This is a genomic window from Streptomyces sp. GD-15H (genome assembly GCF_045291515.1).
Taxonomy (GTDB): Bacteria; Actinomycetota; Actinomycetes; order Streptomycetales; family Streptomycetaceae; genus Streptomyces.
In genome coordinates this window covers 57,369-74,073 of the sequence record NZ_CP149447.1, presented here as the reverse complement: position 1 = coordinate 74,073, position 16,705 = coordinate 57,369, and the positions used below count along the sequence as shown (strand labels likewise).

The window sequence follows — 16,705 nt, the reverse complement described above, 5'->3', positions numbered from 1 at the left end:
GGGGCCGCCTCCACCCCGCACCACCAGCGCCCGCACCGACCGCCCCCGGGAGGACCTGTGCCCACTGCCACCCATGTCGCCACCGAGTACGGAACCCTGCGCCGCGTCGCCATGCGACACGCCGGCGACTTCACCCGCCCCCTGACCGGCCCCGGCGTTCACCCCGTCCTCGCCCGCCAGCAGGCCACCAGCGCCTGGACTGCCTACGATCCCGCCGCCGTCCGCGCGCAACAGGATCAGCTGATCGGTCTGTTGCGCGAGCGTGGCACCGAGGTAGTCCTGCTCCCCGCGGCGCCGGGCTGCTCCGCCCAGCACTACCCCCGCGACATCGCCTTCGCCGTCGACCACGTCCTGGTCCGGGCCCGCCTGAACTCCACGCACCGCCTTCCCGAGACCGACGCCCTCACCGACCCCGCGCTCGGACTGCGGCCCGTCGACCTCGAGCGCGGCACGATCGAGGGCGGTGACGTCCTGCTCCCCGACACCGGCCGCGTCCTCGTCGGCCTGAGCGAGGAGACCAGCCCCGCCGGTGCGGCAGCCCTCCAGGAGGCCCTCGCCCGGCACGGCGTCGACCGCGAGGTCGTCCCCGTGCACTTCGCGGTCAAGGGGATCGTCCACCTCGACGACCACCTCGCCGTGGTCGCGCCCGGCACCGCCCTCATCCACCGCGAAGTGTTCACCGCCGACCAGAACCGCTGGTTCGACGCCCACTTCGACGACCTTCTCCCGGTCACTGACGCCGAGGCCCGCGCGGTCCAGGTCAACGTCCTGGCCATCGCCCCCACCACGATCGTGGTCGCCGCCGGCAGCGACCGCATCGCCGCCGCCCTGGCCGCCCGCGGACTCGAGGTCCTGACCGTCGACTACGGCGAGGTCACCCGCATCCCCGGCTCCCTGCGCTGCACCACCCTGCCCCTGCTGCGCACCTGACCCCCGCTCGCCTTCCCGAAGCTGTCCGCTCCCGGCTCGACCACTCCTGGCCTGCGGGCCGCTCGCGCACGCCCGCCGGCCCCTCGTCGCCGTTCCCGGAGGATCCCTGCGTTGTCCAGTCCCCTCTCACTCGTCCTCGCCGCCGTCCCCGCCGTGGTGCTGGCCTGCCAGGCCGGCGGCTGGGCCGCCCGCCGCCTCGGCCAGCCGCCCGTCATCGGCGAGATGGCCGTCGGCGTGCTCCTTGGCCCCTCCCTCCTCGGCTGGCTCGCCCCGGCGTCCAGCACCTTCTGCTGCCGCCCGCCGTCCTGCCCTACACCTCCGTGCTCGGCAACCTCGCCCTGCTCGTCTTCCTCTTCCTCATCGGCCTCGAACTCGACCTGGGCTCCTTGCGCGCCACCCGCCGCGCCGTCGCCTCCGTCGCCGCTGGCAGCATCCTGCTGCCCCTCGCGCTCGGCGCCGCCCTCGCGCTCGCGATGTACCCGGCCCTCGCACCGCCCGGCGTGCAGCAACTGCCGTTCGTCCTGTTCATCGCCACAGCCCTGTCCATCACCGCCTTTCCCGTCCTCGCACGGATCCTCACCGACAAAGGCCTGGCCACCACCCGGCTGGGCACCTTCGCGCTCGCGTGCGCCGCCGCAGACGACGCCCTCGCCTGGTGCCTGCTCATCGCCGTCACCTCCCTGGCCGCCGCCGGCTCCCCGCTGGACGCGCTCACCGCCCTCGCCCTGGCCGCCGCCCTCACCGCCGCGCTGGCGGCGGCGCGCCCCGTCGTGAAGCGGACGCTGGAGCGCGCCGCCCGCACCTCCGACGACTTGGTGACGGTGCTGCTGGTCACCGGGCTGCTCCTGGCCGCGTGCGCCACCGACCGGATCGGCGTCCACCCCGCGATCGGCGCGTTCCTGGTCGGCGCGACCGTGCCGCGCGGGGTGCCAGCCGTGGAACGCAGCGCTGCTCGCCTCCAGGCGGTGGTCGTCCCGGTGCTGCTGCCGCTCTTCTTCGTCGACATCGGTCTGCACACCGACCTCGCCGCCCTCCCCGCCGGCCAATGGGGGTGGGCCGCGCTCGTCCTGGCCGTCGCCGTGACGGGCAAGTGGGTCGGCGCCGCCGGAGCAGCCCGGCTCGCCGGCTGCGACTGGCGGTGGTCGGCGCTGCTGGGCACCCTGATGAACTGCCGCGGGATCACCGAGATCGTCGTCCTCGGCATCGGCCTCCAGCTCGGCGTCATCTCCACGAACCTGTTCACGATCATGGTCGTCATGGCCGTCGTGACCACCGCCGCCACCGCGCCACTGCTCGACCGCCTCACTCGCAACGCCCCCGACCTCACCGCCCCGTCCCCCGGTGGGGTGCCGGTCACGGCGTTGCCCAACACCCCGGGAGCGACCCGATGACCACCGTCCCCGCCGCACGGGCCGCCGCGGTCGACGCCGAGACGGCGATCCGCACCCGGCGCAGCACCATCCGGCTTACCGAGCCCGCCCCGGGCCCGGACGAACTCCTCGACCTCCTGGCGGCCGCGGTCACCGCGCCCGACCATGGCCAGTTGCGCCCCTGGCGTCTGATCGCGATCTGCGGCAACGCCCGCGTCCGGCTCGGGGAAGCCGCGGCCCAGGCCGCGTCCACCGCCGACCTGGCCGAGAGGATCGCCGCCAAACACCTGCGTGCCCCGTTGATGCTCGCCCTCGTCTTCCAGCCCCGCGACCACCCGGCCGTCCCGCGCTGGGAGCAGCTGGCCGCGACGTCCGCGATGGCCACCACGCTGCTGCTGCTCCTCGACGCCCGCGGCTGGGGCGGTGTCTGGTTCGGCGGGCCCTACCCGGACGCGCCCCAGGTCCGCAAGCACCTCGGCGTCGGCGACGGCGAGCAGCTGCTCGGATACCTGTACGTCGGCACCCCGTCCCCGGTGAGGGGCCCCGGCCCCGTGCCCCTGCCGACGTCGGCACCAAGCTCAGCTGGCTCGGCGACACCGACCGCTGACGCCGCCATGTCATCGACCGGCTCGCGCCGGGCCCGACCCGACCCGACCGGGGTCAGAAGGCATGGAGCGGGCCGCCCGCGGCGGCGTCAGCCAGGCGCCGCGCCAGACGCCGGCTCTTGAGGTGCTGAGCGGCCGCCGTCGCCCTCGCCAGCAACTCCTCCCACTCGGCCCGGTCGCCGCGCAGCCGCGCCAGCTCCGCACCGGTGATCAGCAACTCCACGCTGTCGCGCGTCCGCTCCGGCGGCAGGCCCATCGCCACCTTCAGCGCCTGCTCACCGTCCTCGACCAGCCCGGCCATCGCCAGCGCCCACGCGGCCTGCCCCTCCAGCTCCGGGCGGTCCAGCCACGCCAGCCACCTCGGGTCCGACCCGCGCCCGGCCTTATCGAACGCGGTACGCGCCCGCTCCACCGCCGCCCGGCACTGCGCGCCGTCACCGTTGTAGGCCCACGCCCTCGCCTCCGTCACCGCAACGTAGGCCCGCACCAACGCCGGCGCACCAGTCGCCACGACCACCGCGCTGCGGGCATGGGTCAGCACCTCCTGGCCATCGCCCCGCACCGCCGCCAGCCGGGCCTGGTGAATGCAGCCGCGCGCCAGCCGGCCGCGATCCCCAATCGCCTGCGCCAGCCGCATCGCCTGCAGGTCGTAGCGCTGAGCCAGACCCGGCAGCTGGTCGTCGTAGGCCATGCTCGCCAGCGCGAGCACCGCGTCGGCGACACTGCCGTACAGCAGCCGGCCACGCCCGGCGTTGAACCCCCCTTCGAGCAGCGGAACGGCGTGGGCGGCGAGGAAGGCGGCGAACACCGAGCGGAACTGCCCGCCTCCGTGCCGGGCGTCCGTCCTGCCGTACAGGTCGGTGTGCGCGTCCAGGAGCTCGATGTCCGCCACGGTCACCCGCCGCTGTCCGCGCCCGGCGATCTCCGTGTCGGGCAGCATGACCAGCGCCTCGACCGCGGAGGGCATCGAGGCGAACGGCATCCTTCGCACCGCCGCACTCCTGGGCACGGCGTCCATCTGCCACAGCCGCCGCAGCATCCGCACCGCGTGTCCCAAGTCGCCGTACTGGAGCGCCTGCTCGGCGACATCCGTGTCCTCGGACGACCAGCCCAGGCTCTCAGGGGTCACCTGGCGCTTGCACGCCCGGGACAGGACGTAGCACGCCGCAGCCGCCAGTTCCGGACCCGGCTGCGCCCCCGCGCACCATCGCGACACCGTGCTCGTGCTCACGGACCGGGGACGGCCGGTGGCCGCGCAATGCTCGCGGATCCTCTTGGCGAACCCCGACATCGACCACTTGAGCTCATCCAGCACGATCCGCTCGAGTTCCCCGTTCCTCTGCGCGGCGCCGCGCACCGACGCAGACCCGCTCATACGGCTACCCCCGGGATCTGGTTGGCCGTCAGCTCACGCGTGCCGGTCACGGAACAGTTGGGCGAGGACCTTCGTGCAGTTGTGCCGGCCGACCAGGGCGCTGCGGGATGCGCCCGCCCTATCCGTGCCGGCGGAACAACCACGTAGCCGCCTGGCGTGGGCGAGGAGACGTACCCAGTCCACGGCTTCGGTGCTCACTGGGCCGCCCCCAGCCGCCGGACGCGCTCCGCGTCCACGGCACTGACGCTGCTGAACTGCTCCAGTGCCCGTGTGTAGAGGGCAACCGCGTCTTCGTCCCGTCCGGCGGCGGCCATGCTCTGGCCGAGCATCTCCAGGCTGCGGGCGGTCCACTGCCGGGGGCCGTTGGCGGTGAACTCGTCGTAAGCCTCCCGCCCCGCCTGTTCGGCTTCCTCGTGGTGGCCGGCCGGGGCGTGCCGATGGCCAGGGCACTCAGGATGCGCGTGGCGAGAGGCGCGAGCCAGTCTGTGGGAGCCGGCAAAGAGATCGCGGGGATCTCGGCGGGGTCTCGGCCCTGCTGGAGGAGCTGATCTGCGAAGGCGGGGAGTAGAGCGTTCAACAGGTACCTCCCTTGAGAGGGGGGGTGCCCTTTGCCGCCCCCTCGGGGAAGCGGGGGCGGCAAAGGGGGCTGGAGTCCGGCGCTGGATTCAGTGAGCCGTGGGGGAACACGTCAGACAGCCAGCGCCGGGAGTTGGACCTGCCCGGCGGCCCAGGCCGGGGGACATCCGGACCGTCGGGCAGGGGCCTATGCGGCGCGCTTCAGCTCTTGGACCAGTTCGCCCAGGTCCACGAGGCGGAAGGAGCTGAGGCGTCTGACCAGTTGGGAGGCGAGGAACGTCGAGAGGTTGGGGTGCCCGTACGGCAGGGGTGCGTCGGGGCGGGCGATGACCTGCACGCCCAGGCCGCCGTAGCCGTAGAGGACGCCGTGTACCCCGTACAGGGGGGCGCTCTGGGCGAGGAACACCATGGGTCCGCCGTGGAGGTGCGGGCACAGCTCGGCGGAGGCGCGGACGTGCCGGGCGCACACCGGCGGCTGGGCGGTGAGCACTGAAGTCTGCTCGGCACCCACCGTGCCGGGCCCGGCGAGGAACACGTATCCGAGCGGGGTGCGGGCGGGTTCGGTGCAGACCTGGCAGCGCATGGCCTGCATGGTCATCCGCTGCCGGAAGGGGTGCATGAGCCGCCACCGGGGCTTTCCCGTCGGCATCTTGCGCTCGTCGACGGGGTTGAAGGAGCAGCGGCCCCACAGCACGGCGCGCAGGTCCCGGTCCCGGGGGTCCTCGTCCGCGTAGCGGAGGCGATACCGGTCCGGGCCCACCGTGACCAACCGGAGGTTGTCCGGAGCGGCTTCCTCGCCCTCTCGCTGGATGACGAACGGCACCAGGGCCGGGTCGGTGCGCACGTTGCCTTCTCTCGTGTGGGGAGCAGTGGAGCGGGCGGGCGCCTGGGACTGGCTCATGCCACCTCCTTCAGACACCTCGTTGCGACGAGCCGCTCGAGGAGTTCGTTGGCGGTCCAGCCCATCCGGCGCAGGTGCCCGATGGCCTTCCGGTGGTGGCCGGGGACGTCCTCGGCGCGCAGCGTGCGGGCCTGGCCGATGAGCTGTGCCGCGGTGGCGTCCTGCTCGGCCTCGGCGGCAACGGCGATGGTGACGAGCCGCATGAGGTGACCGCGGAGTCGCTGGGCGATCTCCTCGACGTCCTCTTCGGCCGGCGGGACGTCGTCGAGGGCGGCCGCGACGTCGTCGAGGAGGGCGTCCCCGTCGAATGCCTGCCAGCTGCGGATCCTGTGTAAGACGGTGGCTAGTTCGTCGCCGGATAGGGGCGGTGTCCACCGCGGTACAGGGCGGGTGAAGCGTTGAACGGTGCCGGGGGCGGTCACGGTTGGCCGCCGGGGAGGGCGAGGTTGCACCAGGTGGTGGTCCCGTCGTTACTGGTCCCCCAAGTACCGCCATTGGCGACGGCGAGGCAGTCAACGAGGAAGAGACCGCGGCCCCCCTCGGCATTGTCGTCGGCATTGCGGACGACCGGCTGGCCGGGCATCTCGTCGTGCACAGCGATGCGCAGGAAGCCGTCGCGGACCGTCATGGTGAAGGTGACCCGTGCGCCGCCGCTGTGCTGAATGGCGTTGGTGACCAACTCCGAGACGATGAGCGTGGCGTCGTCGACCAGGCTCTCCAGGCCGCAGTACCGCAGCCGGGCCGCGGTCACCCGTCGGGCCATCTGCACACGGCGCGTGTCGCGTTCCGCGAGGCCGTTTCCAGCCTGGCGCGGGGACACCTTGAAGGACACGCTCATCAGGTCGTGGGCCAGGGGCGCACGCCTGGCTTGGTGGCGATCGCGGCGTAAGTGATCTGCTACCTCGGAGGTTGGCAGGGAGGGATTAGCGGCGTCCATGGCGGCGCTTCGACGGGTGCGCCCCAGGGCCGGTAGGTGGGCAGTCGTCATGGTCGGCTCCATGTCGAAATGGCGTGTGACGACATGGTGGCGGCGCGTAGAGGCCCCAACTATCAAGAGCTGTTGATAGTTGAGGCCAGAGATTGACTCAGCGCAACCTAGTGCGCAGGTACGGGACCGAGCCAGGAACCATACGACAGGAAGCTGTCCGGGAGTCGGCGGTGAGCGGCCTCCAAGCCTGCGTACGTCTCTCGTACGGTTGGGTGATACTTCGCCTGCTGCGGGGCCGCCTTGCGCGCCTTGAGCAGATTCTCGAAGGAGCGGTCGAGATTGCCCGTCCACAGAAGGGACCGAGCGACCTCCGCGTAGTGGTGGCTGGTGCGGGAGTTGGGCCAGTCCCGCGGGATGTGCGTTGTCTCGGCTGCCTGCACCGCTTCGCCGTACTGGTCCAACTCCGCAAGCACGGAGACACGGTGCACGCCCACATTGGTCGGCCCGAAGGCGAGCCAGTGCACATTCATCGCCTCGCCGGTGTTGGCTGCGATCTGCTCAGCTTCGCCGAGGTGGACGTGCGCCTGGTCCGCGTCGTGCGCACGGCCGGCCAGCACCGCGGCGCCAAGATGGAGTTGCCCGGTGACGACCCGGCGTTCACGGCTGGCGTCTGCCTGTTCGATGGTGGACAGGCCTAGGCGCACCAGGCGGCTTCCGGTGCGGAACTTACCTTCGCGCAGGTTGGTCAGTACCCGCAGGTAGTGATACAAGCCCCCAAGGACGGCGTCTGATCCCCTCTGGGCCGCCCAGTCGAGCCGGGCCAGAGAGAGCTGGGCGAGGTCGGGGTATCCCAGCTTCGCCGCAACATCGTAGGCCGTCCGGTAGAAACTCGCGAGGGTCAGCCAGCCCTGGCGGGTCTGAGCGGTATGCGCGGCGGTCGTGCCTTCCTCGATGAGGCCCGCGACGCGCGACGCAGCGCTCTTGATGTCACCTGCTCGAACGTCGGCGCAGAGCTGTTCGGCCTCGCGATGCAGTTCTTCCGGCCGACGTGCGCGAAGGTCGGGTTCCGCGCCCAGGTCGTAGACATCGAGAGCTTCGCGGATGGGCCTTATCAGTACGTCGAGCTGGTCGGCGCGCAGCTCCTGGGCGTAGGGCTGGCCTTGGACGGTCGCCACTTCTACGCGCAGTGCGCGGGCGCAGGCTGCCACGACGTGGGGCGAGGCGAGGATGACGCCCTGCTCGACCTTCGTCAGAGTGCTGTACGGGATGGCCGCGAGTTCGCTGAGGGCCTTCTGCGTCAGGTGCCGTTCGCGGCGTAGCCGTGCGATTCGGGTACCGGTGTGGTCTTGCGGCAGAGCGTGCATACTGGCTCCTGTTCTGCTTCGACATCAGAACGGTACCCGCGGTCGGCTCCGCGGGTACACGAACAGCCCCACCGCTCAAGGGCGGTGGGGCTTCGTCGTCCCTTGATCAGGTGGCTTCCACGGACCCCCGAGGGGGACCTTGGACAGCGGGTCGGTGCGCGGATCAGTGTGGGGCCGGTCGTAGACGGTGTCCGCGGTGTTCGACTCGGGCGACCACCGGCCGCGCCGGTTGCGTTCCCGGAGGGACACTTGCGCCGCGATCATGTCGGTGTTGGGGCCCACCCGCAGGCTAATTGTCAAGACTTGTGGATCGGTTGAAATTACTCATGCCGCGTCGGCCTGAGTCGTTCCGGCGTCGCGCCGAACTCGCGTACTGCGCAGGGGAGGTGCCTATGCATGCGGTGCTGCTGGCACCGGACTCACCCTGACGACACCACGCCTGCAACATCAGTAGCTCCTCGCCCACAGCCCGGGCCATGACGAGGTCTTTCGTCCCGCGCAGCAGGTCGACGCCGGCCCGCTCGCTGCTCACCGTTCCCGGCTGCTGTGCGCTCCCATCCCACAGCCCCACGCGGTCGTTCATGCCCTCTGAGTAACAACTTTGTCTGCCCAGGATGTTGACGAAGTAAAGTTCTGGGGCCAATGTTGCTGCTCGCTTGCCGCTTACACCTAACCTCACCCCCGGAGGGCCATGTGTGTGACCTGCACGATCAGCACGAGCACGAGCACGAACCTCAGACCATGAGCGGCCCCACACTCAGCAGACGTCGCATCATGCAGCTCCTCGGCGCCGCCGGCGTGACCGCCGCCGCGATGACCGCGGAGGCCGACCCCGCGATGGCAGCCGCCGCAGACGACAGTCCGGCCGCCGGCTACCACGCCCCCACGGGCCTCGCCCAGGACAGCCCCGCCAAGGCGTCCGCGCTCGCCTGGATCAGCGCCAACACCGACCGGGTCACCGGGCTCAACTCCGAGATCTGGGAAAACTCCGAACTCTCGCTGCGCGAGTGGAAGTCCTCGATCGCCGAGGCGGCGTTCCTGGAGAAGGCCGGATTCCGCGTCGAGTTCGGCACCGCGGGCTTCCCGACCGCGTTCACCGCGACCTTCACCTCCGGCAGCGGCGGACCGGTGCTCGGCTTCAGCGGCGAGTACGACGCGCTGCCCGGCCTCTCGCAGAACAAGGGCGTCGGTCACCACGACCCGCGCGAGTACGTCCATGACCCCTTCGTACCCAGCTATGGCCCCGGTCACGGCTGCGGGCACAGCGCGCTCGGCACGGCCGCGGCCGCCGCGGCGGCCGCCGTCGCGCAGGCGGCGAAGAAGCACAAGCTCCCGGTGACCGTGAAGTTCTTCGGCTCGACGGCCGAGGAGGCGCTGATCGGCAAGACCTACGCCGTCAGCAAGGGCGTGTACGACGGCCTGGACGCCTTCCTCGACTGGCACCCGTCGACCGCCAACGCCACCGGGTGGGGCTCCACCACCGCGATGACCGCCGTCACCTTCACCTTCCTCGGCGTCGCGGGCCATGGCGGCTCCCCTCTCGGCAACAAGAGCGCGCTGGACGCGGCCGTGATGATGGCGACCATGTCGGAGTTCCTGCGGGAGGAGAACCTGGCCCCCTCGGGGCGGCTCCACTGGGTGATCAACAATGGCGGCGACATCCCCAACGTCACCCCCGAGATAGCCGAGATCTCCTACTACGTCCGCGAGGGCAGTCCCGCGCGCGTGCAGGTGCTCCTGGACAAGGTCATCGCGGTCTCCGAGGCCGCGGCCAAGGCCAGCCAGACCAGCGTGCGCCACCGCATCACCTCGGCCTGCTGGAACCAGCTGCCCTCCAAGTCGTTCGCGGAGCTGCTACACGAGAACATGCGGCAGATCGGACCGCCCCAGTTCACCGACGAGGCGCACAAGCTCGCGAAGGACCTCCAGGCGTCCCTGGGGCTGCCGCAGAAGGGCATGCACGACGCGATAGGCGACCTCACTCCGCCCAACCCGGTCTTCCTGGGCGGCGGTTCCACGGACGTCGCCGACATCAGCTGGAACGTGCCGACCGTCTCGATGGGCGCGGCGCTCGCCCCCATCGGCACCAAGATGCACACCTGGTCCACCGCGGCCTGTGCCGCCGCCGCCCCCGGCCAGGCCGCCGTGCTCGCGGCCGCGCGCTATCTGGCGGCCACCGCCGTCGACCTCGTCACCCAGCCCGACCGGCTCAAGGCGATCAAGGACGAGTTCAAGGAGCGTACGCGCGGGGTGCAGTGGAAGACGGCACTGCCCGGCGGGTACGAGCCGCCGATGTACGAGCCCCCGGAGTGGTTCCTGAAGAGAACCGGCCAGAAGTGGCCCCCGAAGAACATCACCTGGCCGCCCCAGCGGGTCGTCTCCCAGGAGAAGTTCTCCTCCCTGGGCCCGGACCTCGCGCCCCAGAAGTAGGAGGCCGTGCCCGAGAGCTGAGCAGCGGTGCGGGGAGTGCCGACGAGGAGTTGGCCGGCCCCGCACCACCTCATAGGCGTCCCGCCGCGTACCGGCGTACGGCCAAGGAGTTCTCAGGGTCGATGACCCGCAGCTGCACAAACTGCTCCAGTACGGCGGACTTCCGGGGCTCGGCAGATCGCAGCAGTCCAGCGGCCGCCTCACTCACCCACGCCCCCGCATCCTTCGGCATCCTGCTCCTGGCCTTCGCCGTCGGCCGTCTCGCCGTCCGCACCAGCTTCCGGGCCCTCGGGCCAGCCGCTGCGCGGCCGGGTCTAGGGCCACGACCACGACGACCCCAACCCCGGCCCGCTTCCGCACCGGACGTACGCCGCGCTCATAGGCAGGCTGCTGGACGGGCTGCTGCTGGACATCACGGGCTGGCGGCCGGAGGAAGTCGACGACGGCGTAGCCCTGGCCACCGAGCTGTCGTGGTGGCCTGGTGGCCGCGCCCTGCACGATTCACGGCCCGGCGAACCCCGCATGTCGGGCCCGGGTGTGAGCTGCCGCTTCTACTGCTCCGGCGACACGCTCTGCCCCCAGCCCCGACCATCAGCCCGACCACGGCAGGTCACCGTGCTGCTCGTCTGCCGACGCCTTTGGCTACGGTCTGCCTTCGGTCAGCTGGCTGGTGGTGTTCTCGATCCACAGCAGCGTCCACTCGACTCCGGCCCGCCACTCGGGCTCCGCGCCGTCGTGCCGGCCTTCTGCAGTCCCTCCGCCGGACGGTGTCCATAGCCTGGCACATCTCGTCAGTGAGCTCGACGGAGCACTTGTCGCTCTGTCCGCCCCACCTTGGGCGACTGCCCCGCCGTTAGCCATACCTCAAGGTCGCCGCCCTGGACGTGGTGTGGCGGAACGCTCTGGTCAGCCGGTGATCGACCCCTGTAGCCCTGAGACCCGCATGGGTCAGAACAGGCGGCGCGGTGCTCGCGGCGCCGGATTCGGGGCCGCGAGCACCGGGAGCTCCCGGCGGGGAGAGGGTCGGACGTTGCCAGGTGTGGCGTGTGAAGTAGGTGACGCGATTTCAGGAATGTGTGCACAGAGTGAAGAGGCTGTGTTTATGATGCGTTGATATCCGCTCAGACGGGAAACGGGGAGTCGGGGCGGTTTGGAACACCTGTGTTGTGCCGGACGCGGGAACGTAAGAACCATCGGGGGGCCGTCTCATGTACCTGGCATGTCTGTATGCCGAAAACTTCCGGATCTTCGGTCCCGCTCCCAATCGGGACGGTGAGACGGATACCCGTCTGCGGATGGACTTCGGCCCCGCCACCAACGTCCTGGTCGGTGAGAACGGCAGCGGGAAGACCGCTGTCATCGATGCCATCCGCCTGTGTCTGCAGACCACGGCGGGGGACTACTACCGGATCACTGCCGACGACTTCCACATCCGTGGCGGCCACCGTGCCGACACCTTCACTCTCACCTGCGGGTTCAAGGACCTCACGCCACAAGAGCAGGCCGTCTTCCTGGAACTGCTGACCACCGAAGAGGACGGCAGCAGCTCCCTGTACGTCACCGTGCGAGCCCAGATGATCGACCCCCTGCGCTCGAGCCGGGTCTCCCTCGTCACCCGCACTGGCCCCGACGGCAAGGGGCCAACCCTCGACGGCACCGCCCGAGAACTACTCAAAGCCACCTACTTGCGCCCGCTGCGGGATGCCGAAGCCGAGTTGCGTTCTGGCCGTGGCTCGCGACTGTCGCAGATCCTCGCCGACTACCCCGCCATCCAGGACCAGGAGAAAAGCGACTTTGACCCGGTCGAAGACACCGCCACGACCCTGGTCGGCATCCTGCAACGTACCGAGCACCACCTCAGCCGCAACACGGCCATCACCGCGGCCCGCAACGACATCAACACCCGCTACCTGCAGAAGTTCGCCATCGGCAGCGACGTTCTGCGCGGCGAGATCGGCGTCTCCGGCGACGCCACCCTGGCCAGGGCCCTGGAACGCCTGGAACTTCGGCTGTTCGCCGGTACCAAGGAATGGACTCGACACGGACTCGGCTACAGCAACGCGCTGTTCATGGCGGCCGAGCTGCTCCTACTGGGTAACAGCGAACTTGCCCCGCTGCTGCTCATCGAGGAGCCCGAGGCCCATCTCCACCCTCAACTGCAGACCCGCATCATGGACCTGCTGCGCGAACGCGCCGGCGAAACCGACGACAGACCGGCCCTGCCGGTACAGGTCATCTGCACCACCCACAGCCCCAACCTCGCCTCCGCCACACCGGTGGAGCACCTCACGCTCGTCTCGCACGGCGCGACCTTCAGCCTAGCCCCGGGACAGACCCGCCTGGACCCCGATGACTACGCTTTCCTCTCCCGCTTCCTAGACGTCACCAAGGCCAACCTGTTCTTCGCCCGCGGCGTTGCGATCGTGGAGGGCGATGCGGAGGCCATCTTCCTACCAGCCCTCGCTAAGGCGGTGGGCCGGTCCTTCAACGAACGCGGCGCGAGCATCGTCAACGTCGGCAGCGTCGGCCTGTTCCGCTACAGCCGCATCTTCCAGCGCGATGGCGCCCAGATCCCCATTACCGTGGCCTGCATCCGCGACCGCGACCTCGTGCCCGCGGGCACGTCCAAGGAAATGTGCGGAGAACTGGACTGTTCGGCCGAGATGAGCGAGGAACAGATCCAGGAGCACGTGAAAACGCTGACGGCCGAGGACAGCGGAAACGTCCGCACCTTCGTCTCCGACCACTGGACCCTCGAATACGACCTGGCAGCAGCTTCCTGGACCATGGCCACCCTCATGCACCAAGCCGTCCGCTGCGCCGTTGCCTCCCGAGATAAGTGGCCCACCGCAGACAGGCTCGCCGACATCGACAGCAAAGCCCGGCTCCAGGTCCAGCAGTGGAAGAACAACGGCACGTCGCTAGCCCATGCTGCCCTGGACATCTACAAGCCCCTGCGCCTGAACCGAGCCAGCAAGACCGTTGCCGCCCAGTACGCCGCCCGGCTCCTGCAGTCCACCCCGGTCAAGGACGACGACCTTCCGCCCTACCTGGTGGCTGCGTTCGACTACCTGTGCACCCCGGCGACCTGACCCATGACTCTTCCCTTCGCCCCTGACACCTTCGCCAAGGACAAGGCCGAGGCCCTGGCCGCACAGCACGGCCTTGAACTCACCCACCCGCAGCAATGGGACTTCCTGCAGAGCGCCGAGTCGCTCGATCTGCAAGCTGCCCCCGGCTCGGGCAAGACCAGCCTCATCGGCCTCAAACTCACCCTCCTCGCACAAGGGTGGTCTTCAGCGACCCGAGGTATCTGCGTCCTGTCCCACACCAACACGGCCAAGGACGAGATCACCCACCGCCTCTCCGACTCCCCGGCCGGACGCCGCCTGCTGAGATTCCCGCACTTCATCGGAACTATCCAGTCCTTCACCAACACCTTCCTCGCGCTGCCCGCCCTGCGTTCCCGCGACATCGACATCCAGGCCATCGACGACACCGCCTACGAACATGCAGCCTTGCGTCTGCTAGACAACCACCGCGGCTTCTTCACGCTGAAGGCATACACTGAACGCCGCCATGACGGACGCGACCTCGTCGCCGGCGCCCACTACGTCTACGACGCCGGCAAACTCACCGTCACCGGACCAACCGGGACCCTGCCCTTCAAGAGCACCAGCCCCAGCGGTCAGCAACTGATCCGCCTCAAAAACGACCTCGCCGACCAAGGCCTGTTCCGCTACAGCGACATGTTCGCGATCGCCGAACACCACCTTGTGCACCACCCCGACATCGCCAAGGCCACCGCCCACCGCTTCCCGTTCGTCCTGCTCGACGAAATGCAGGACACCAGCGACCTCCAACAGCACCTCCTGGACCAGATCTTCGGCGGACCTGGCACCGTTGTGCAGCGAGTCGGCGACGTCAACCAAGGCATCTTCACCGACCGCACCTCAGCCCCTCCGCGGGCCTCGACCTTCCCCCTACCGTCCGCAGCCCAGCTGCCCGTCAGCCGCCGTTTCGGCACCCAGATCGCCGACCTGGCCAGCCTGCTCACCGTCCAGCGCCGCCAGACCATCGACGGCGCCGGCCCCAGGGAACCGTCGCGCTCCTGCTCTTCGACGACGACTGCATCCCCGGCGTCATCCCCGCCTTCGAACGCCTTGCCCGCGAAACCGTCCCCGACCACCTGCTAGCCACAACACCACCACGGGTCCTGGCATCACGGCTCACCCCAGGAACGGCCAAAGCCTTCCCCCAGTCGCTTTCCTGCTACCTGCCCACCTTCAGCGCCCAGTCGACCGCACAGACCGCCCCCGAACTGATCACCACCCTCCGCGCAGCCCGCACCCACCTGACTACCGGCGATCGGCGCACCGCAACCGTCCAGACCTGGGACGCTATACGCAGAGCCCTCCGGCAGGGATCCGGCAGCGCCCTGCCCCCGATCCAGCGCATCGAGCGCAGCGCCGCATCGGCCGGTCTGCGCATGCGCATGCTCCTACACGACCTGCTCACCGCCGATCTCGACGACTCGACGGAGTGGAATGCCCTGACACACCGCCTGCGAGAAGTGCTACCGCAACTTGCAGACGCTCCGCTGCCGGCCCCGCACCGCCTCAACGAGGCCCTGTGCCACGTTCCCCAGCCCGTCACGCCGGTTGCCCCAGTCGCGAATGATGCAGCCACGATAATGTCGGTGGCCACGTCCATTCAGCGGGCCAAAGGCGAAACCCACGCGGCCACCCTCATACTCGAGTGCCTCGACAGCCGGGGCCGCAAGTACGACGTACACGAGACACTGGCGCTCGTGGCGACGTCGAAAGACGTTGCCGAAGCCACACCCACCCTGCGCAAGGCGGCTCAGCTGCTGTTCGTGGGGATCACCCGCCCCACGCATCTGCTAGCCCTCGCCGCGCATCGCGCACGCGTCGAGCCCCATCTCGACGCACTCAAGGCCCGGGGGTGGCTGATCCGTAGCGTGGCCTCCCACATGTGAGGCCGGGCGATGCCACACCACCGAGTGTCTCCCGGCCGGGCCTTCAGGTGGGCCGCGACTCAATGGCTGCTGGAAGAGTCCGACTCCGAGGTCACCCTCCGTGAGGTCGCGGTGGCGGGCGGGCAGCCGCACACCGTGGGCCGTCAGATACCTGAGTTCCGCAGTTGGTAGGCATCCAGATGCGTCGAAAGTGGGGATTGAACTGCAGAAACGGCGAGAACACAGCCGCGGAGGCGTGTGCCCACGCGGTCGCGTTGCGGCTGGTCAGGCGGGGTCTGCGGCAGTGATCCGGGGCGGGGGCTCCGAAGGTGTGAGGCATGCTGGGGGTCCTGTCAGCGCACACCCGCACGATTTCACGCGGTCCGGCCGGAGTGGCCTGCAGGGCCGGGCTGATTGAGGACTGATTCGGTCCTGGCATGTGCCGGCCTTCTTCTGCTGTGGGCCCCTGAGGTACACGAAAGTGTCGATGGTGTCGCTGGCGTATGTGACAGCGGGCTGGCGGGCAGCCTCATTGATCGTCGCCGCGTATGAGTTTGACGAGGAGTTCGGTGTCGTGAAGGTCGGAGAGCACAGTCTCCGCACCAGCGTCCCGGAGCGCCGTCTCGTCGCTGCGTCCCGAGGCGACTGCAATCACCCGAACACCGTTGGTGTGCGCGCCTTCGACGTCGGCTGGGGTGTCGCCGATCAGTACGGCGGCCGCGGCCGCCGTACTGGCGCGCTGCAAGCTGAGGCGGACCAGTTCGGCGCGTACATCGTGGTCCTCGCCGTAGGCGCCGATGTCCCACACGATGTGCCGGTCGAGGCCGAAGACGGAGAGCTTGATCTCGGCAACGGGCCGGATGTTGCCCGTTACCGCAGTCTGCCGCACACCGACGGCGTCCAGGGCGTCCAGAGCCGTGGCCGCGCCGGGCAGGGCATGACCGCGTTCCCGCAGGTCGGCAGCTCGGTGTAGATGCCCGTCGGTCAGCGCGTGGGCGAAGCGCTCAAAGTCGGCTCGGTCCGTGGTCAGCCCGTGGAGTTTGGCGGTCTCGCGGAAAATGACCGGCTCCGTGATGCCGTCGATCCTGGCCTGCTGCTGCATGGGCTGACCGAGCGTCTGCTCGAAGGCGGCGGCGGACAGTTCGCGTCCCACGCCGCGGGTGTCGATCAGCGTGTGGTCGATGTCCCACAGGACCAGCCTCGCCATGTGCCCTCCCCAACTTCCCACTGCTACAGGGTCACAACGGT

Annotated in this window: 15 protein-coding genes and 1 pseudogene; 8 read left to right on the top strand and 8 right to left on the bottom strand. The window is 69.8% G+C overall.

The window, feature by feature from the left end; translation table 11 throughout:
- Window positions 1–57 precede the first annotated feature (57 nt).
- The 3 genes from WJ438_RS00410 to WJ438_RS00400 all read left to right on the top strand — a co-directional run bounded on the left by WJ438_RS00410 (window position 58) and on the right by WJ438_RS00400 (window position 3,028).
- Window positions 58–930, top strand: a complete 873-nt coding sequence (locus tag WJ438_RS00410) for a dimethylarginine dimethylaminohydrolase family protein (protein ID WP_406723450.1) — start codon at window positions 58–60, stop codon at window positions 928–930.
- Window positions 931–1,250: 320 nt separating this feature from the next.
- Window positions 1,251–2,321 (top strand): cation:proton antiporter, encoded by a 1,071-nt coding sequence (locus tag WJ438_RS00405; protein ID WP_406723449.1) that lies wholly within the window; start codon window positions 1,251–1,253, stop codon window positions 2,319–2,321.
- On the top strand, window positions 2,318–3,028 hold the full coding sequence (locus WJ438_RS00400; RefSeq protein WP_406723448.1) for a nitroreductase: 711 nt from the start codon (window positions 2,318–2,320) through the stop codon (window positions 3,026–3,028). Before WJ438_RS00405 ends, WJ438_RS00400 begins: the two co-directional genes overlap by 4 nt.
- On the opposite strand, the gene WJ438_RS00395 is transcribed toward WJ438_RS00400, so the two are convergent.
- The 6 genes from WJ438_RS00395 to WJ438_RS00370 form a co-directional block, all read right to left on the bottom strand.
- Window positions 2,961–4,280 (bottom strand): transcriptional regulator, encoded by a 1,320-nt coding sequence (locus tag WJ438_RS00395; protein ID WP_406723447.1) that lies wholly within the window; start codon window positions 4,278–4,280, stop codon window positions 2,961–2,963. The two genes, WJ438_RS00400 and WJ438_RS00395, sit on opposite strands and share 68 nt — an antisense overlap.
- A gap of 194 nt (window positions 4,281–4,474) precedes the next feature.
- On the bottom strand, window positions 4,475–4,609 hold the full coding sequence (locus tag WJ438_RS00390; RefSeq protein WP_406723446.1) for a hypothetical protein: 135 nt from the start codon (window positions 4,607–4,609) through the stop codon (window positions 4,475–4,477).
- A gap of 434 nt (window positions 4,610–5,043) precedes the next feature.
- Window positions 5,044–5,757, bottom strand: a complete 714-nt coding sequence (locus tag WJ438_RS00385) for a hypothetical protein (protein WP_406723445.1) — start codon at window positions 5,755–5,757, stop codon at window positions 5,044–5,046.
- Window positions 5,754–6,179, bottom strand: a complete 426-nt coding sequence (locus WJ438_RS00380; protein ID WP_406723444.1) for a DUF6415 family natural product biosynthesis protein — start codon at window positions 6,177–6,179, stop codon at window positions 5,754–5,756. The genes WJ438_RS00385 and WJ438_RS00380 overlap by 4 nt, the downstream gene beginning before the upstream one ends.
- The gene (locus WJ438_RS00375; protein ID WP_406723443.1) at window positions 6,176–6,595 is read right to left on the bottom strand and encodes an ATP-binding protein; all 420 of its coding nucleotides are present in this window, start codon (window positions 6,593–6,595) and stop codon (window positions 6,176–6,178) included. Before WJ438_RS00375 ends, WJ438_RS00380 begins: the two co-directional genes overlap by 4 nt.
- Before the next feature lie 257 nt (window positions 6,596–6,852).
- Complete coding sequence (locus WJ438_RS00370; RefSeq protein WP_406723442.1) at window positions 6,853–8,049, bottom strand: helix-turn-helix domain-containing protein; 1,197 nt, start codon at window positions 8,047–8,049, stop codon at window positions 6,853–6,855.
- Window positions 8,050–8,790: 741 nt separating this feature from the next.
- On the opposite strand from WJ438_RS00370, the gene WJ438_RS00365 reads away from it, so the two are divergent.
- Window positions 8,791–10,479 carry an amidohydrolase gene (locus WJ438_RS00365; RefSeq protein ID WP_406723441.1) on the top strand — a complete coding sequence of 563 codons (1,689 nt, stop codon included), beginning with the start codon at window positions 8,791–8,793 and terminating at the stop codon, window positions 10,477–10,479.
- Between the two features lie 70 nt (window positions 10,480–10,549).
- Here WJ438_RS00365 and WJ438_RS00360 read toward each other — a convergent pair whose 3' ends face one another.
- Window positions 10,550–10,687 carry a hypothetical protein gene (locus WJ438_RS00360; RefSeq protein ID WP_406723440.1) on the bottom strand — a complete coding sequence of 46 codons (138 nt, stop codon included), beginning with the start codon at window positions 10,685–10,687 and terminating at the stop codon, window positions 10,550–10,552.
- A gap of 92 nt (window positions 10,688–10,779) precedes the next feature.
- Between WJ438_RS00360 and WJ438_RS00355 the strand changes: the two are divergent.
- From WJ438_RS00355 to WJ438_RS00340, 4 genes and pseudogenes are all read left to right on the top strand, one after another.
- Window positions 10,780–11,049 (top strand): annotated as a pseudogene (locus WJ438_RS00355) (hypothetical protein); the annotation flags it as partial.
- A 638-nt stretch (window positions 11,050–11,687) separates the two neighbouring features.
- Window positions 11,688–13,571, top strand: a complete 1,884-nt coding sequence (locus WJ438_RS00350; RefSeq protein ID WP_406723439.1) for an ATP-dependent nuclease — start codon at window positions 11,688–11,690, stop codon at window positions 13,569–13,571.
- 3 nt (window positions 13,572–13,574) lie between these two features.
- A complete protein-coding gene (locus WJ438_RS00345; protein WP_406723438.1) occupies window positions 13,575–14,675 on the top strand; it encodes a UvrD-helicase domain-containing protein in 1,101 nt (366 codons plus the stop codon).
- Between the two features lie 293 nt (window positions 14,676–14,968).
- Complete coding sequence (locus WJ438_RS00340) at window positions 14,969–15,478, top strand: hypothetical protein (protein WP_406723437.1); 510 nt, start codon at window positions 14,969–14,971, stop codon at window positions 15,476–15,478.
- A 508-nt stretch (window positions 15,479–15,986) separates the two neighbouring features.
- On the opposite strand, the gene WJ438_RS00335 is transcribed toward WJ438_RS00340, so the two are convergent.
- Complete coding sequence (locus WJ438_RS00335; RefSeq protein WP_406723436.1) at window positions 15,987–16,664, bottom strand: HAD family hydrolase; 678 nt, start codon at window positions 16,662–16,664, stop codon at window positions 15,987–15,989.
- Window positions 16,665–16,705: the final 41 nt, after the last annotated feature.

Excerpts from the sequence above, each read along its gene's own strand:
- WJ438_RS00395 (WP_406723447.1), bottom strand. The coding sequence starts at position 4,280 with ATGAGCGGGTCTGCGTCGGTGCGCGGCGCCGCGCAGAGGAACGGGGAA.
- WJ438_RS00335 (WP_406723436.1), bottom strand. The coding sequence starts at position 16,664 with ATGGCGAGGCTGGTCCTGTGGGACATCGACCACACGCTGATCGACACC.
- WJ438_RS00340 (WP_406723437.1), top strand. The coding sequence starts at position 14,969 with ATGCGCATGCTCCTACACGACCTGCTCACCGCCGATCTCGACGACTCG.
- WJ438_RS00385 (WP_406723445.1), bottom strand. The coding sequence starts at position 5,757 with ATGAGCCAGTCCCAGGCGCCCGCCCGCTCCACTGCTCCCCACACGAGA.
- WJ438_RS00365 (WP_406723441.1), top strand. The coding sequence starts at position 8,791 with ATGAGCGGCCCCACACTCAGCAGACGTCGCATCATGCAGCTCCTCGGC.
- WJ438_RS00390 (WP_406723446.1), bottom strand. The coding sequence starts at position 4,609 with ATGCTCGGCCAGAGCATGGCCGCCGCCGGACGGGACGAAGACGCGGTT.
- WJ438_RS00370 (WP_406723442.1), bottom strand. The coding sequence starts at position 8,049 with ATGCACGCTCTGCCGCAAGACCACACCGGTACCCGAATCGCACGGCTA.
- WJ438_RS00375 (WP_406723443.1), bottom strand. The coding sequence starts at position 6,595 with ATGAGCGTGTCCTTCAAGGTGTCCCCGCGCCAGGCTGGAAACGGCCTC.
- WJ438_RS00345 (WP_406723438.1), top strand. The coding sequence starts at position 13,575 with ATGACTCTTCCCTTCGCCCCTGACACCTTCGCCAAGGACAAGGCCGAG.
- WJ438_RS00400 (WP_406723448.1), top strand. The coding sequence starts at position 2,318 with ATGACCACCGTCCCCGCCGCACGGGCCGCCGCGGTCGACGCCGAGACG.
- WJ438_RS00350 (WP_406723439.1), top strand. The coding sequence starts at position 11,688 with ATGTACCTGGCATGTCTGTATGCCGAAAACTTCCGGATCTTCGGTCCC.